This window comes from Mesorhizobium sp. PAMC28654 (assembly GCF_020616515.1).
GTDB lineage: Bacteria > Pseudomonadota > Alphaproteobacteria > Rhizobiales > Rhizobiaceae > Mesorhizobium.
The window spans coordinates 4,925,001-4,940,000 of record NZ_CP085135.1 but is presented as its reverse complement, the minus strand read 5'-3'; the positions used below and the strand labels follow the sequence as shown (position 1 = coordinate 4,940,000).

The 15,000-nt window shown below is 60.0% G+C and carries 10 protein-coding genes, 1 tRNA gene, 2 rRNA genes and 1 pseudogene (2 of these 14 running past the window's edge); all 14 read right to left on the bottom strand.

Annotated features, from left to right (window positions below):
• A protein-coding gene (locus LGH82_RS24290; protein ID WP_227345170.1) for an ABC transporter ATP-binding protein crosses the window boundary here: on the bottom strand, positions 1-780 show its 5' portion. The gene continues 312 nt to the left of window position 1, outside the view; the window shows 780 of its 1,092 coding nt (coding positions 1-780); the start codon lies at positions 778-780; the stop codon falls past the left edge of the window.
• A gap of 41 nt (positions 781-821) precedes the next feature.
• Positions 822-2,237, bottom strand: coding sequence for an NAD(P)/FAD-dependent oxidoreductase (locus LGH82_RS24285; protein ID WP_227345169.1), 1,416 nt, complete (start codon positions 2,235-2,237; stop codon positions 822-824).
• A 2-nt stretch (positions 2,238-2,239) separates the two neighbouring features.
• A complete protein-coding gene (locus LGH82_RS24280) occupies positions 2,240-3,097 on the bottom strand; it encodes a PfkB family carbohydrate kinase (protein ID WP_227345168.1) in 858 nt (285 codons plus the stop codon).
• 87 nt (positions 3,098-3,184) lie between these two features.
• A complete protein-coding gene (locus tag LGH82_RS24275) occupies positions 3,185-4,033 on the bottom strand; it encodes a carbohydrate ABC transporter permease (protein ID WP_227345167.1) in 849 nt (282 codons plus the stop codon).
• Positions 4,034-4,041: 8 nt separating this feature from the next.
• Positions 4,042-5,004, bottom strand: a complete 963-nt coding sequence (locus LGH82_RS24270; RefSeq protein WP_227345166.1) for a carbohydrate ABC transporter permease — start codon at positions 5,002-5,004, stop codon at positions 4,042-4,044.
• Between the two features lie 8 nt (positions 5,005-5,012).
• A complete protein-coding gene (locus LGH82_RS24265) occupies positions 5,013-6,335 on the bottom strand; it encodes an ABC transporter substrate-binding protein (protein ID WP_227345165.1) in 1,323 nt (440 codons plus the stop codon).
• 29 nt (positions 6,336-6,364) lie between these two features.
• The gene (locus LGH82_RS24260; RefSeq protein ID WP_227345164.1) at positions 6,365-7,375 is read right to left on the bottom strand and encodes an SIS domain-containing protein; all 1,011 of its coding nucleotides are present in this window, start codon (positions 7,373-7,375) and stop codon (positions 6,365-6,367) included.
• 315 nt (positions 7,376-7,690) lie between these two features.
• Positions 7,691-8,794, bottom strand: coding sequence for a LacI family DNA-binding transcriptional regulator (locus LGH82_RS24255; RefSeq protein WP_227345163.1), 1,104 nt, complete (start codon positions 8,792-8,794; stop codon positions 7,691-7,693).
• Between the two features lie 166 nt (positions 8,795-8,960).
• Positions 8,961-9,188 carry a hypothetical protein gene (locus tag LGH82_RS24250; protein ID WP_227345162.1) on the bottom strand — a complete coding sequence of 76 codons (228 nt, stop codon included), beginning with the start codon at positions 9,186-9,188 and terminating at the stop codon, positions 8,961-8,963.
• A gap of 151 nt (positions 9,189-9,339) precedes the next feature.
• Positions 9,340-10,288, bottom strand: a protein-coding gene (locus LGH82_RS24245; RefSeq protein ID WP_227343924.1) for an IS630 family transposase whose coding sequence is annotated in 2 segments (ribosomal slippage) — positions 9,340-9,946 and positions 9,945-10,288 — 951 coding nt in all. Because the reading frame shifts where the segments join, the coding sequence is not laid out codon by codon here.
• 136 nt (positions 10,289-10,424) lie between these two features.
• Positions 10,425-11,574, bottom strand: a pseudogene (locus LGH82_RS24240) (IS3 family transposase).
• Positions 11,575-11,666: 92 nt separating this feature from the next.
• Positions 11,667-11,743: transfer RNA gene (locus tag LGH82_RS24235), tRNA-Met, on the bottom strand.
• 240 nt (positions 11,744-11,983) lie between these two features.
• Positions 11,984-12,098 (bottom strand): 5S ribosomal RNA (gene rrf, locus LGH82_RS24230).
• Positions 12,099-12,254: 156 nt separating this feature from the next.
• A 23S ribosomal RNA gene (locus LGH82_RS24225) occupies positions 12,255-15,000 on the bottom strand; it runs 65 nt beyond the window's last position.

Below are 15,000 nucleotides of genomic sequence, written 5' to 3'. Positions count from 1 at the left end.
GCCGATATGGCTGATCGCCGTCACCGCGCCGGCGGTCTCGATCCTGGCCGGCACGATGTTCATGGCCGGCGAGCCGATGAACTGGGCGACGAACAGATTGCCGGGTTTCTTGTATAGATCCATCGGCGTGCCGACCTGTTCGATATGGCCGTCCTTCAACACCACGATGCGATCCGCCAGCGTCATCGCCTCGACCTGGTCGTGAGTGACGTAGATCATCGTCGTGTTCGGCATCGATTCCTTGAGTTTGGCGATCTCGATGCGGGTGGCGACGCGCAGCGCCGCGTCGAGGTTAGACAGCGGTTCGTCGAACAGGAACACTTTTGGGTTGCGCACGATGGCGCGGCCGATGGCGACGCGCTGGCGCTGCCCGCCCGACATCGCCTTCGGCAGGCGGTCAAGATATTTGGTCAGCTGCAGGATTTCCGCCGCCTGTTTTACCCTTTGATCGATCTCGGCCTTGCTCACCTTGGCGATCCGCATGCCGAAGGCCATGTTCTCGTAGACTGTCATGTGCGGATAGAGCGCGTAGGACTGGAATACCATGGCGATACCGCGTTTCGACGGCGGCACGTCGTTGACCACCTCGCCATCGATGCTGAGCTCACCGGAGGTGATTTCCTCCAGCCCGGCAATCGACCGCAGCAATGTCGACTTGCCGCAACCTGACGGGCCGACGAAGACGATGAACTCGCCCGATCTTATGTCGAGGTCGATGCCATGGAGGATATCGACACTGCCGTAGGACTTCCTGATTTGCCTGAGGGTCAGATCGGCCATTGTGCTCTCCTCGATTGCATGACGCTGGGCAAGATTCCCGCCTATTTCTTGCGGCCCGGCTTCAGTCCGGCCAGCAGATTGGTGATCCTGTCCGCTTTGCGGTTGCGGATCTCGGCTTTGTTCTTGCGGCGCACCGCGCCGCGGACGAGCTTGGCGCCCAGATAGCGGAACGGCTCCGGCGGTAGCGACATGCGCCGCTCGATGCCGACCAGGCCGCTGGCGCTCCAGCGATCCCCGCGCTCCAGGACAAGGCTGGCCAGGATGCGTCCGGCAATCGGCGTCTGCGCGATGCCGGTTCCGTTGAACCCCATGCCGTAGAAGATATTGGGATGATCGCGCAGGTGATCGAAAACGGGAACGTGCTCGGGCACGCAGTCGATGGGGCCTGACCAGTCATACTCGACCGCCACGCCACGCAGTGCCGGGTAGACCCGATGCAGTTCCCGGACATTGTCCCGGCCATGCTCCGGGCTGCGGTTGAAGCTGGTGCCGAAATTCCCGCTGAAGGCCAAATTGCCGCTACCGCGACCGAAGACCACCCTGCCCCCGATAGTGCGCTGGTAATAGAGGACCTGGGCCTGGGAATCGCAGATCGAGGCGCCGTCGCGCCAACCAATGCTGTCGAGAAGTTCGGGCACGGCAGCTGTGGCGATGACCTCGCTGCCGACGACATAGAGATGGCGGCGCAGTTCCGGCAGCGCCGAGAGCCACGCATTCGCGGCAAGCACGACCTTCTCGGCCTGCACCATGCCCCGCGCCGTACGCACCTTGCATATCCTGCCAGTTTCGATGTCGAGGACCGGGCTGCGCTCATGAATGATGACGCCACGCGCCAAGGCCATGTTGCGCAATCCGATCGCCAGCTTGGCCGGATGGACAGTGCCCGCATTGGTCTCGACGACACCGACATAGGATGCCGATGAACCGGTACGGCGCTCGATCTCCTCGGCGGTCAGCGGCCTGAAACGGTTCTCTCCCACCGCCGCGCTCATGGCAACGGCGTGCTCCCACGCGCCTTCCTGGGCAATCGAACTCGCGGTCCACAGCCATCCGTCGAGCCGCAGATCCATGTCGATCGTGCCGGTTTGCTGCAGCGCCTTCAACTCCGCGATCGAAGCCACCGTGTCGGCGCAGAGTTGCCGCGCCTCCTCGAGGCCGACGACAGCGCTGATCTGGTCGAGCTCGGCGAACCACGAATGGACCTGGCCGCCATTGCGGCCAGACGCTCCGGAACCGCAGAGATCGGCTTCGAGCACGATGACCCGCGTTTCGGGAGCAAGCTCGCGAATGCGCAGCGCTGTCCACAGGCCGGTATAGCCACCGCCGACAATCACCACATCGGCGCGCTCACTACCCTCTAACGGCTCGGTCGCCCTGTCGGCGCCGATGTCCTGCAGCCAGAACGATCGGTCGGACGGAAGTGCCGTCGCCGGCTGTCGCAAACGAAGTGTCGTCACGGTCAGGCTCCCTGGGCGTCGGTGATGAAGCCGGCGTATTTGGCCGGCAGCCATTCCGGGATGGGACGCGGCTTCTGCGGAAACCCGCCGAGATGCGTGCAGGTCTGCGCCGCCGCGATCGAAGCCTTGTGCAACGCTTCGGAGGCGCGGAGCCCATCGAAATGGAAGCCGGTCAGGAACGTCGCGATGAAGCTGTCGCCGGCACCGCATGTATCCACGACATCGACGAGCGTCGCCGGCGCATGCACTACATTCGTGCCATCGTCGAAATAGGAACCGCGCCGCCCGCAGGTCAGGACCACTTGCCTGGCCCCGGCCGCCCTGAGCGCGGAGAGCAATGGCTCAACCGGCCGATCGACGTCGTCGGGACCGGAGGCAAACAGCATGGGCACGCCGTCGAGCGGCAGCTCCAGATGCGCCGTCGAGACGTCGATGCTGAACGGCACATGATCCGCAACCAACCGTCGGACCAGATCCCTGTTGGCATTGGTGCCGAGGTGCACCCAGTCGGCTGCGGCGATGACCGCATAATGTTCCGACGCCGGCATGTAGTTTTCACCGACCCCAAAGGATTCGTGCAGAAACTTTCGGTCCCCGGACTCATCGCGGAGCAAGGTGACGGCGGTATCGCCGGGCAGACGTTCCACATCGTCCGGCAACAGGCCGACTCCAGCCAGTTCGGCAAGCACCACATCACCCTCGGGATCCTCGCCAACGGCGCCGAAATACCGTGCCGCCCAGCCGTTGCGCCGCCACTGCGCGGCGACATTGAGCGCGTTGCCGCCAACGGTGAGCAGGCCATTGGTGAGGTAGGCATCCAGGCAATTGTCGCCCACCGCGACGAGTTTTGGCTGGGTCATGCCGACACCCGGACGGGTAGGCCAAGGTCGGCTCCGGTCAGCTGATGATAGGCAAGCTGCGACATGAAGGTTCCTTTCGGGGGATTGCTACTTGCCGATGCCTTCGGACAGGCCACGAATGAAGTAGCGCTGCGCGGCAAAGAACACGATGACGATGGGCAGGGCCGAGATCGTCATGGCGGCGAAGACAACGGCATAGTTGGTCCCGTGCGTTGCCATGATCGAAGTGAGCCCGACCGGCAGCGTCTGCACATCGCTGCCGCTCGTGAAGATCATGGCAAACAGATATTCGTTCCAGGCAAACAGGACGTGCAGGATGACGCAGGAGATGATGATCGGCCGGCACAGCGGCAGGGTGATGCGCCAGAAAATCTGACCTTCGCTGGCGCCGTCCATCGTCGCCGCCTCATCGATATCTCCAGGCAGGTCCAGCATGTAGGCGCGTATCAGGAAGGTGGTGAACGGTACCCGGAACGCCGTGTAGAGAATGATCAGCGCCCAATAGGTGTTGTAGAGTCCGAGCGCCTGCAGCATCTTGACCAGCGGAATGATCGCCACGGTCGGACTCAACATCAATCCGCCCAGCACGATCGCGACGACCAGCGGCTTTGCCGGCATCTTCGTCCGGGTCAGGCCGAAGGCGGTCCAGGCGCTGATCAGCACCGTGCATATGGCCGAGGCCACGGTCACCAGGACGGAGACGGTGACATAGCCACGAACGCCCTGGTTCCACGCCTGCACATAATTGTTCCACGACCAATGGGCAGGCAGGGCGAAGGGATCGCCGAAGATCTGCGCATTGTCCTTGAAGCCGTTCAGCGCCATCCAGATCAGCGGATAGATGACGACGACGCCGAGGCAGACGAGGAACGAATAGAGAAATGTCCTGGCAATGACGGACCATAGATTGACATGCCGGCGTCGTCCGACTGCCACCGCCGCGCTCATAGCTGCACCCGGCGGCGCTTCGTGTACCAGAGCTGCGCCGCGCCAGTGAGCATGGTCAAGACGAAGATGACGGCGGCTATCGCGGCACCATAGCCGAAATTGTCCTCAATGAAGGCTTTCTGGTAGAGCCACGTGCCCAGCACCTGGCTGGTGTTATTGGGCCCGCCCGCGGTCATCACCATGACCTCGTTGAACACCTGGAACGCGCCGGTGATGGTGACGATAATCATCAGTCCGGTCATTTCCCGGGTCAGCGGAAAGGTGATGCTCCACAGGCGGCGGAGCGCGCCGGCTCCATCCATCGTCGCCGCATCATAGAGATCGCGGGGGATTTTCTGGATCGCGATGGCAAACAGCAGCGTCGAGTAGCCAAAACCCTGCCATTGGCTCATGGCGATGATGGCATAGATGGCGGTGTGTTCGTTGCCGAGCCAGGGCATGACGAACTGGCTGAGACCAACGCGGCTGAGCGCTGCATCCAGCAAGCCTATTTGCGGCTGGTAGATGAAATAGAACAGCAGTCCGGTCACCGTGATCGAGATGGCTGATGGCACGAAGTAGACTGCGCGCCACAAACGGCGCCAACGTTCACTCCTCAGATCCTCGATGATGGCCGCCAGCAGGAACGCACCGAAAACCTGGAAGACGACGGAGATAATGGCGTAGAGGCAATTGTTCCAGAGCGCGAGCAGCACGACCGGGTCATGCAGAAGCCGGTCGTAATTGGCGAGGCCAACATTGGTGACCTCGCCTGTGTAGATGTCCTGGTCGGTGGTGCTGACAATGAAATTGTCGACGATCGGATAGTAGACGAACCAGCCGATGAGGATCAGTGCGATCGCCGCCCATCGGAACGACAACAGATTGCCGAAGCGAGCCCGCGGGCTTTTTGGCCTTCGCGGCCTGGCGGCGCCGCGAACCACGGCGCCGCTTTCCATTGTGTCCGATGCCCTTGCCATTGTCGGCTTTATTTGGCCGCGGATGCGGCTTTGCGCACCTCGTCCATTACTTGCTCAGGCGTCATCGAACCGCCCGCCAGCGCCTGCAGACTGGACAGCCAGACGGCGGCAACGCGCGGCGGGTTGGCTGTGTCCAACCAGGGCATGAGGTACGAGGCCGCGTTGATGTCCTTGAGACCGTCGACCACAGCCACGCTCATGTTCGTTTCCGAGGCGCCGCCGATGGTGGCGCTCGGCTGGCCATAGGGCGGCGCGGACAGGACCTGCGCGTTTTCCTTCGAGGTCACGAACTTCATGAAATCGATCGCCAGCGGAATGTTCTTCGACGCCGCATTGATCATGTAGCCTTCCGGAGCGCCCTCGATCGACTTGGCGTCACCCTTGGCTCCATCCGGCACGGGCAGTCTGAAAAAGCCGAAATCGGCGGGCTTCAGCGCTGAATCCGGCGTAGCGGCCTGATCGAACTCGATGATCTCCTGATAGTACATGGCCGACTGCGCGTTGGTGAAGGCCTGGAGAGCCGACGCATAGGACGTACCGTTGACGCCGGCGCCATCGGTGCAGCGCTCGACAAGCTGGCTGAACTGCTTGAGTGCCGCGACATAGCCTGGATCGCTGTAATCGGCGGTGGCCGGGTCGAAATCACGTTCCAGCGTTGCCTGCGGCACATTGTAGGCGAGGAGCTGACCCGCAAAGTGGATTGCCGGCCAGGCCTCCTTGTTGCCGAACGAAATCGGGGTCGCGCCGGACTTGCGGATCGCGTCGCAACTGGTCAGCAAGTCCTCGAAATTGGCTGGCGCCTTCAGGCCGAGCTTGGCGAAGATCTGCTTGTTGTAACCCATGAACTTGGCGTCCTGATAAAGCGGGATGCCGTAGAACTTGCCATTGTATTCGAACGCCTTGACCGCTGCCGGGGAGAGCGTCTTGCCCCAGTCGGTATCGGGACCGATGACCGCGCTCAGGTCGACGGCGCGGTTGCCGCGCACGAAGTTGCCACCCCAGCTGCCCGTCCAGGAGAAATAGACATCGGGCAGCGAGTTCGAAGCGACCAGCGTCTTGGTCTTGCCCTTCACGCTGTCGTCGCTCTCCTGGATGAGTTCGACCTTCACGCCTGGATGGAGCTTCTCATAGTCCTGCGCCAGGTTGACGAAATAGGGCGACAACTGCTGCAATCCGAACTTGGTCAGGATCGACAGCGTGCCGCTGTATTCCACCTTGGCGCTGGGGTCGGCCGCGACCGCCGGCGAAGCGGCGGAACTGCCTGTTATCGACAATCCCAATGATGATACCGCGGCCACTGTGACCGCCACGACTTGCAACGAACGTTTCATAAGCAGCTCCTTCGGAGGTTGAGAGGGGATCAGTATTCAACGCGTTTGTAGTAGCGACGTGTCGTCAGCGGGTGATTGCGCAACACTTCGAGATGCGCGCTCAGCCGCTCGAGCAAGGTGGCGAGCAACACGGGTGAGATCATGCCGCGTACCTGCTGGGAGATGCCCGGCAATTTGACCGAAGCCGCATCGAGCGTGCGAACGCGGTCCGTGTAGCGTTTGGCGAAACTCTCGACCCGGTCGGCCAGGGGTCGAAGCGCATCCTCGCCCTTGAACACGAAGACGCTGACGCCGGGCTCGACCAGTTCGAGCGTGCCGTGGAAGAAATCAGCGGCATGCACCGGGCGGGTGCGGATCCACTGCATCTCTTCGAGGATGCACATGCCGTAGTAGTTTGCCTCCGGCCATACCGAGCCGGCGCCGGTGAAGATGTGGTAGGTTTCATCCTTGATGGTTGCTGCCAGTTCGGCCGCCTTGCCCTCGAAGGCGGCTTTCGCATCGGCGAGCAGGCCCGGCAGCAGCCTGAGTTCGGCGACCGCCGCGTCGAAACCGTCATATTCGCCGCGCTCTGCCAGCAGCGCCAGGACGATCAGCAACGTCTGCAGGTAGAATGATTCCGAGGAGGTGTCGTCCTCGGCGAAGTTCGTGAAGTTGTGATCGGCTTCCCGCGCGATCGGCGTGTCCAAATGGCCGGTGAGCGAGATGGTGCGCACGCCACGCTTCTTCAGGAAAGCCATCAGTTCGACGCCTTCCTTGGTCGTGCCCGACAGCGAGGGAATGACGACCACGGCCTTGTTGTCGAGACCGGCCGGCGGATCGAGCACGACCTGGGCCGGATATTCGGCGCTCACCGGAAAGGTGGAATGACGCTTCGCCAGTTCGATCGCGGGAAGCGTCAGAAGCTGCACGCCGCCGGTGCCCATGAAAAACAGACGCTCGACACCCTCCGCAAGCGTGCGCATCAGCGAGCGCGCCTCGCCGGCAATGGCAACGGCGCCGCTCTGGATCCTTACGAAGCGATCCCTATCGAAATTCAGCATGTCGTTCTTCCCTTACTCGGATGCGGCAGAGCCTCTGCCAGGGCGCAAGCGTCGATGCGCCGTCCAAACCAGCCTTTGATCAATCTCGATCAATGTGAGATCGATCTCACATCCAGATAATGGACACGCAATTTCGCGGTTGGCAAGTGCCCTCGCGATGAAATTATTGGAAATAGAGCATGATCCCGAAAGGTGGAACCCGGCTTTCTCGGACAAACGGTTCCCGTTTGTCCGAAGATCATGCTCAAACAAGCAGATGGAGCCCCATCCCGATTCCATCGGGATGCAACAGGTTTTAGAAGGATTCGGCTGCTGTCAGAGCCTGCTGAACCGAGCAACCGAGCCGCGCACGATCAGGCGCGTCGGGAACCGGATGTGGCGCGGCGCGATCTTCTTGCCGGCCAACCGTTCGAGCAGAAGCTTGGCGGCCAGCGGCCCGATCTCGGAGATAGGCTGCGCCACGACCGTGATCTGGGGGTCGGTGAAGGTGGCGAGGTTGAAATCGTCGAAGCCGACCAACGACACGTCATGCGGGATTGAAAGCCCCATCGAACGCAGGCCAAGAAGCGCGCCCTGGGTCATCAAGCTGTCCACGGTGAACAGGGCGGTCGGACGATTGCGGCGGCTGAACAGCCGTATGGTGGCGTCGATGGCATGCTCGACCGTCGAGCGAGACACGCTGATCAGCGATTCGTCGAGCGCGATTCCGTGCGATTGAAGCGAATTCTGGTAGCCGGCGAGACGTTCCTGCGCGGTGAAGATGCGTGATTCGTCACGCAACAGGCCGATTCGGTCGTGGCCATTGGCAACGAGATAATCGACGGCTTCACGCGCGCCGCCCTCATTGTCGACAACCACGCTGTCGCACGGCAGGTCCTTGATGACACGGTCGATCAGCACGATCGGCGACCCCTCGCGCGCCAGCTCCAGTATGTGCTCGCTGTCGGTCGCCGAGGTCGGCGCCAGGATGAAACCACGGATGCTGAGCGCGCGCAGGCTCTCCAGCAATTCCTTTTCCTGCTCGACATTCTCCTCGCTGCTGGCGATCAGCAGATTGTGGCGATGCTTGCGCAGCTCCACCTCGATGTCATGAGCGATTCGGGCGAAGAAGGGATTCTGGATATCGCCTGGCACGAAGCCGACGATCGGCAATTGCCCGCTGCGAAGCGCCTGCGCGACGAGGTTTCCCCGATAGCCCAGTCTTTCCGCGGCCTGCATCACCCGAAGCGCCGTCTCGTCGCCGACATAACCGTAACTGTTGAGTGCCCGCGCGGCCGTGGCGCGCGAGACATTGGCCGCGGCGGCAACGTCCTTGAGGGTGATCCCTTTCTGCGTCACGACTGTCTGATCTCCCGCGACCTCGACATTGGGTCGGATCGCCTTATGCGGCTCGGCGTTGCCGGCACTGTTGTGCGGCATATCCGCCGATTCTCAAACTGCCAAGAGCGCGTTGCGCGGTCGCCCTGCCAAAACACGTACGCCCCGCAGCTCGCGACATCGGCCAAACAGCTCTGCGAATCATGCGATGCCGATGCGAATCGCCCGGTAGTGCGAGCAATCGAGCGCACCACTCGCGATCGGCCCGTCAGCGCGAATCAGGAGAGGGCAAGTTCGAGTTCATCGAAATCCGCCTGGTCCCGAATATCAGCCTGTTGCGAAGAACCAGTGTGCCTGGGTAACAGAGCGGGTCGGCCTCGGCCATTCGTGGTGAGAGCTTCATGCCCTCGACCACACTGATTCTCTCACCCTTGCGGCTGCTGAGGACGAACTCTTCAGTTTTGGCTGTCTGGTCGATGGTGGCGGCTTTCTTCATGGGCTGAGATTATCACACCCACCGATTCCCGAGGGTAAAGGAATCAGGACCATGAGGCCAGCGGAGTTCCGCCTGGTCAGTGGCACCAGATCTGAGCGGGCTTGGGCACCATCGCTTCAACACAGCAACCATAAGCTAGAGCAGAATCTGATCATTCCGGCTCATATCCTGTTGCGGCGAAGTAGTTGGCGCACTCGGTTGGTGTGAAGCAAGGCAGTGCGGCGCTGATGGTATCCCACAATTCCGCGACGGTTCGTGCGGCGGCTTTGCGTAGAATCGATTTCAGCTTGGAAAAGGCGTTCTCGATCGGGTTGAAGTCGGGGGAATAGGGCGGGAGGAACATCATCCTTGCGCCGGTTGCTTCGATCGCCACACGGGCGGCTGCGCTTTTGTGCGCCGGCAGGTTGTCGAGGATCACGACATCGTCGGGCCGCAGCGTCGGCACGAGAACCTGCTCGACATAGGCGACAAACCATTCGCCAGTCATCGGGCCGTCCAGGACCATTGGCGCGGTCATGCCAGTGAGGCGCAGGGCGCCGGTGAACGTCGTCGTCTTCCAATGGCCATGCGGGATTGGCGATCGGCACCGCATCCCGCGCTTCGTGCGCCCCCGCAGTCGAGCCATCTTTGTCGAGGCTCCGGTCTCGTCGATGAAGACCAGATGCTCGGGATCAAGATCGGGCTGGGCGTCGAACCAGGCGTTTCGTCGCGCCGCCACGTCTGGCCGCTCCTGCTCGCTGGCGTGCGCCGTTTTTTTTGAAGGTCATGGAGTGACGATCGAGAAACCGCCAGATCGTGCTCGTCGCAAACGACGCGCCATGCTCCTGTCGCAGCAACTCGGCGAGTTCGACCAGCGTGATGTCCACCCGCCTCTCGATCGCCGCCAGGATGATGTCGCGATACGCTTCAACGCGGTGGGACCGCCTGTCGCCGCCCTGCGGCTTTGCGCAGGTGGCTCCGGTCTCGCGCCATTCCCGGACCCAACGCACCGAGCTTGCCGCCGCCACGCCAAATCGCGCCGCTGCCGCCCGTCGCGACAGGCCGCCATCAACCGCTGCGACCACCCGAGCCCGCAAATCTTCCGATAAGGATTTCGCCATGCCATGCCGGCCTCCGAATCCAGCAGATATGCTGAATCAGATTTCCAATCCCAACGAAACCCCTATCGATTCTATCCGCTCGGATTTTGCTCTAGATACAAAAATATGGCCTGCTGCCGGTTTTTCGGACACCCGGTTAAGCTAGCATAGCTTGCTCCTCGAACTCGTTGGGGCTGAGATAGCCCAGCGTCGAGTGCCTTCGCCGAGGGTTATAGAAGCATTCGATGTAATCGAACACATCTGCCTTGGCGTGATCCCTCGTCCTGTAGACCTTGCGGGCTGTCCGCTCGGTTTTGAGCGACGAGAAGAAGCTCTCCATCGCAGCATTGTCCCAGACGTTGCCGGACCGGCTCTCATCGAGCAGGTAATGCCGTGATCGGCCATCAGGCGCTGGAACTGCTCGCTCGTATATTGCGACCCCTGGTCCGAATGATGGAGCAGGCTGTCTGGCTTGCCTCGGCGCCAGATCGCCATGATTAGGGCGTCGGTGACGAGTTGGGCCGTCATCTCGGCCTTCATCGCCCAGCCGACGACACGCCTGGAGAACAGGTCGACGACCGCCGCAACATAGAGCCATCCTTCGGCGGTCCAGATGTAGGTGAAGTCGGCAATCCACTTCTGGTTCGGAGCAGCAGCTTCGAAGGCGCGATCAAGGAGATTGTCCGACACGGCGGCTCGCTCGCCAGTGTCCTTCGGTAGCCCGCGGCGCCGAGGCCGGGCACGCAAGCCGTTCTCCCGCATGAGCCTCTCGACGCGATGAAGACCGCAGGAGACTCCCTCAGCCAAGACGTCGTGCCAGACGCGACGGGCGCCATAGGTGCGGTCGCTGCTCTTGAAGCTCCGGTCGATCCTGGGAACGAGCATCTCGTCGTGCTGGGACCGGGCGCTGGGGCTGCGGTTGAGCCAGGCATGGAAGCCTGAGCGCGACACATCCAGCGCATTGCACAGCCATGCCACCGGCCAGATCGAACGGTGCTTCGCGATAAAGGCGAACCTCATATCGCATCCCTCGCGAAGTAGGCTGCGGCCTTTTTTAGGATGTCGCGCTCCGCCTTCAGCTTAGTAACTTCCCGACGCAGCCGGTCAATCTCCTGCTGCTCAGGCTTCATTTGACCATGGCCGGGAAAGGCATGCTGCGGGTCAGCGCTCGTCTCGCGGACCCACTTGCGCAGCACATTCTCATGGAGATCCAAATCACGGGCCGCCTGCGCCACCGCAACGCCCCGATCCTTCACCAATCTCACCGCCTCAAGCTTGAACTCGCGGCTGAACTTCCTTCTCTGCATTCCCACTCTCCAGTTCCGTTAAACACCTTATCTCGGTGTCCACGAAACCGGCAGCAGGCCAATAGCCCGGCTTGAACCGGGCTATTTGAATTTGGTTGCGGGGACAGGATTTGAACCTGTGACCTTCAGGTTATGAGCCTGACGAGCTACCGGGCTGCTCCACCCCGCGCCACCTCAGCCAATCGCTTTGCGATTTGGCATTTGTTGTCCAGCCAATCGCGTTAGCGATTTGGCATTTATTGTCCTGCCAGATCGGTTTGCGATCTGGCATCTGCTGTTCTGCCGATCGCGATTGCGATTGGCTTTTAATGTGCTGCCAATTAGAAAGGGCCGCTTTTGGGGCGGCCCGAGGTTTCCCGATTGGCGGGCCTAGAGTTTGCATAGAGAAGATTGAACGTGCGTTTGGCAGACCTGGCAGCGACTTACTCTCCCACGTCTTGAGACGAAGTACCATCAGCGCTGGAGCGTTTCACGGCCGAGTTCGGAATGGGATCGGGTGCAGCCGCTCCGCCATAACCACCAGGTCGGCAAAACGCACGTTGTTTCGAGAAGCTTTTGGGCGAAGGCGCCATGGGAGACATCGGCAGCGGAGCTGTCGGGTGCCTCTCTGGGCTGTTCGCTGGTCTTATTGTGCTTTTATCACGCTCCCTTTTGGGAGGTGGTGAGCATAAGGAATGAGAACGATCAAGCCGATCGAACTATTAGTACCGGTAAGCTTCAAGCGTTGCCGCTCTTCCACACCCGGCCTATCAACGTGGTCGTCTTCCACGGTTCTCAGGGAATACTCGTTTTAAGGTGGGTTTCCCGCTTAGATGCCTTCAGCGGTTATCCCGTCCGGATATAGCTACCCTGCTATGCGGCTGGCGCCACAACAGGTCCACCAGAGATCCGTCCATCCCGGTCCTCTCGTACTAGGGACAGATCCTTTCAATATTCCTACACCCACGGCAGATAGGGACCGAACTGTCTCACGACGTTCTGAACCCAACTCACGTACCGCTTTAAATGGCGAACAGCCATACCCTTGGGACCTGCTCCAGCCCCAGGATGCGATGAGTCGACATCGAGGTGCCAAACAACCCCGTCGATATGGACTCTTGGGGGTCATCAGCCTGTTATCCCCGGCGTACCTTTTATTCGTTGAGCGATGGCCCTTCCACGCGGGACCACCGGATCACTATGACCGACTTTCGTCTCTGCTCGACTTGTCAGTCTCGCAGTCAGGCAGGCTTATGCCATTGCACTCAGCGAACGATTTCCGACCGTTCTGAGCCCACCATCGCGCGCCTCCGTTACTCTTTAGGAGGCGACCGCCCCAGTCAAACTACCCACCATACATTGTCCCGGACCCGGATAACGGGCCGCGGTTAGACATCCATAGTAATAAGGGTGGTATTTCAAGGTTGGCTCCACCTGAGCTGGCGCCCAGGTTTCAAAGCCTACCACCTATCCTACACATGCCAATACGAATGCCAATGTAAAGCTATAGTAAAGGTGCACGGGGTCTTTCCGTCTAACCGCAGGAACCCCGCATCTTCACGGGGAATTCAATTTCACTGAGTCTATGCTGGAGACAGCGGGGAAGTCGTTACGCCATTCGTGCAGGTCGGAACTTACCCGACAAGGAATTTCGCTACCTTAGGACCGTTATAGTTACGGCCGCCGTTTACTGGGGCTTCAGTTCAGAGCTTGCACCCCTCCCTTAACCTTCCAGCACCGGGCAGGCGTCAGACCCTATACGTCGTCTTGCGACTTCGCAGAGCCCTGTGTTTTTGATAAACAGTCGCTACCCCCTGGTCTGTGCCACCCTCCTCCACTTGCGTGGAAAAGGGTCACGCTTCTTCCGAAGTTACGCGTGCAATTTGCCGAGTTCCTTCAGCATAGTTCTCTCAAGCGCCTTGGTATACTCTACCAGACCACCAGTGTCGGTTTCGGGTACGGTTTATAAGGAGGAGCTATTTCCTGGAACCACGCAGCAGCCCGTTCAATCCGATAAGATTGGACTACCTCAATGATCCGTCACTACCTCCAAGCCCACGAATATTAACGTGGTTCCCATCGACTACGCGTTTCCGCCTCGTCTTAGGGGCCGGCTAACCCTGCTCAGATTAGCTTTAAGCAGGAACCCTTGGTCTTTCGGCGGGGGAGTCTCTCACTCCCCTTACGTTACTCATGTCAGCATTCGCACTTCTGATACCTCCACCACCCCTCACGGGTATGGCTTCATCAGCTTACAGAACGCTCCGCTACCGCTTGGCCCTTGCGGACCAAACCCTAAGCTTCGGTGTATGGCTTTAGCCCCGTTACATTTTCGGCGCAAAGACCCTTATTTAGACCAGTGAGCTGTTACGCTTTCTTTAAATGATGGCTGCTTCTAAGCCAACATCCTGGTTGTTTTGGGATCCTCACATCCTTTCCCACTTAGCCATAACTTGGGGACCTTAGCTGTAGGTCAGGGTTGTTTCCCTTTTCACGACGGACGTTAGCACCCGCCGTGTGTCTGCCGACTAGTACTCCCAGGTATTCGGAGTTTGGTTAGGTTTGGTAATCCGGTGAGGACCCCTAGCCCATCCAGTGCTCTACCCCCTGGGGTATTCGGTCGACGCTCTACCTAAATAGATTTCGCGGAGAACCAGCTATTTCCGAGTTTGATTGGCCTTTCACCCCTAGCCACAAGTCATCCCGAACTATTGCAACAGTTATGGGTTCGGTCCTCCAGTAAGTGTTACCTTACCTTCAACCTGCTCATGGCTAGATCACTCGGTTTCGGGTCTAATGCGACGAACTGAATTGCCCTATTCAGACTCGCTTTCGCTGCGCCTACACCTATCGGTTTAAGCTTGCTCGTCACACTAAGTCGCTGACCCATTATACAAAAGGTACGTGGTCACCCAGGACGAACCTTGGGCTTCCACTGTTTGTAGGCAATCGGTTTCAGGTACTCTTTCACTCCCCTTGTCGGGGTGCTTTTCACCTTTCCCTCACGGTACTAGTTCGCTATCGGTCATGCACGAGTACTTAGGCTTGGAGGGTGGTCCCCCCAATTTCAGACAGGATTTCACGTGTCCCGCCTTACTCGAGGACGATTGATTGCATTACGCGTACGGGGCTGTCACCCACTATGGCCCTACTTTCCAGAAGGTTCCGCTTGTCTCTCAATCGCCACTGGCCTGGTCCGGGTTCGCTCGCCACTACTTCCGGAGTCTCGGTTGATGTCCTTTCCTACGGGTACTTAGATGTTTCAGTTCCCCGCGTTCGCCACTTTACCCCTATTTTATTCAGGGTAAGTTACCTATTATCGATACTTGGAAACCACAGCAGCAAGTTGCCCTGCTGCTCTGATTTTCCAAGTACCTTAGGTGGGTTTCCCCATTCGGAAATCTACGGATCAAAGGGTATTCGCACCTCCCCGTAGCTTATCGCAGC

Coding starts and splice junctions, on each gene's coding strand:
- LGH82_RS24265 (WP_227345165.1), bottom strand. CDS start 6,335: ATGAAACGTTCGTTGCAAGTCGTGGCGGTCACAGTGGCCGCGGTATCA.
- LGH82_RS24255 (WP_227345163.1), bottom strand. CDS start 8,794: ATGCCGCACAACAGTGCCGGCAACGCCGAGCCGCATAAGGCGATCCGA.
- LGH82_RS24270 (WP_227345166.1), bottom strand. CDS start 5,004: ATGGCAAGGGCATCGGACACAATGGAAAGCGGCGCCGTGGTTCGCGGC.
- LGH82_RS24250 (WP_227345162.1), bottom strand. CDS start 9,188: ATGAAGAAAGCCGCCACCATCGACCAGACAGCCAAAACTGAAGAGTTC.
- LGH82_RS24280 (WP_227345168.1), bottom strand. CDS start 3,097: ATGACCCAGCCAAAACTCGTCGCGGTGGGCGACAATTGCCTGGATGCC.
- LGH82_RS24260 (WP_227345164.1), bottom strand. CDS start 7,375: ATGCTGAATTTCGATAGGGATCGCTTCGTAAGGATCCAGAGCGGCGCC.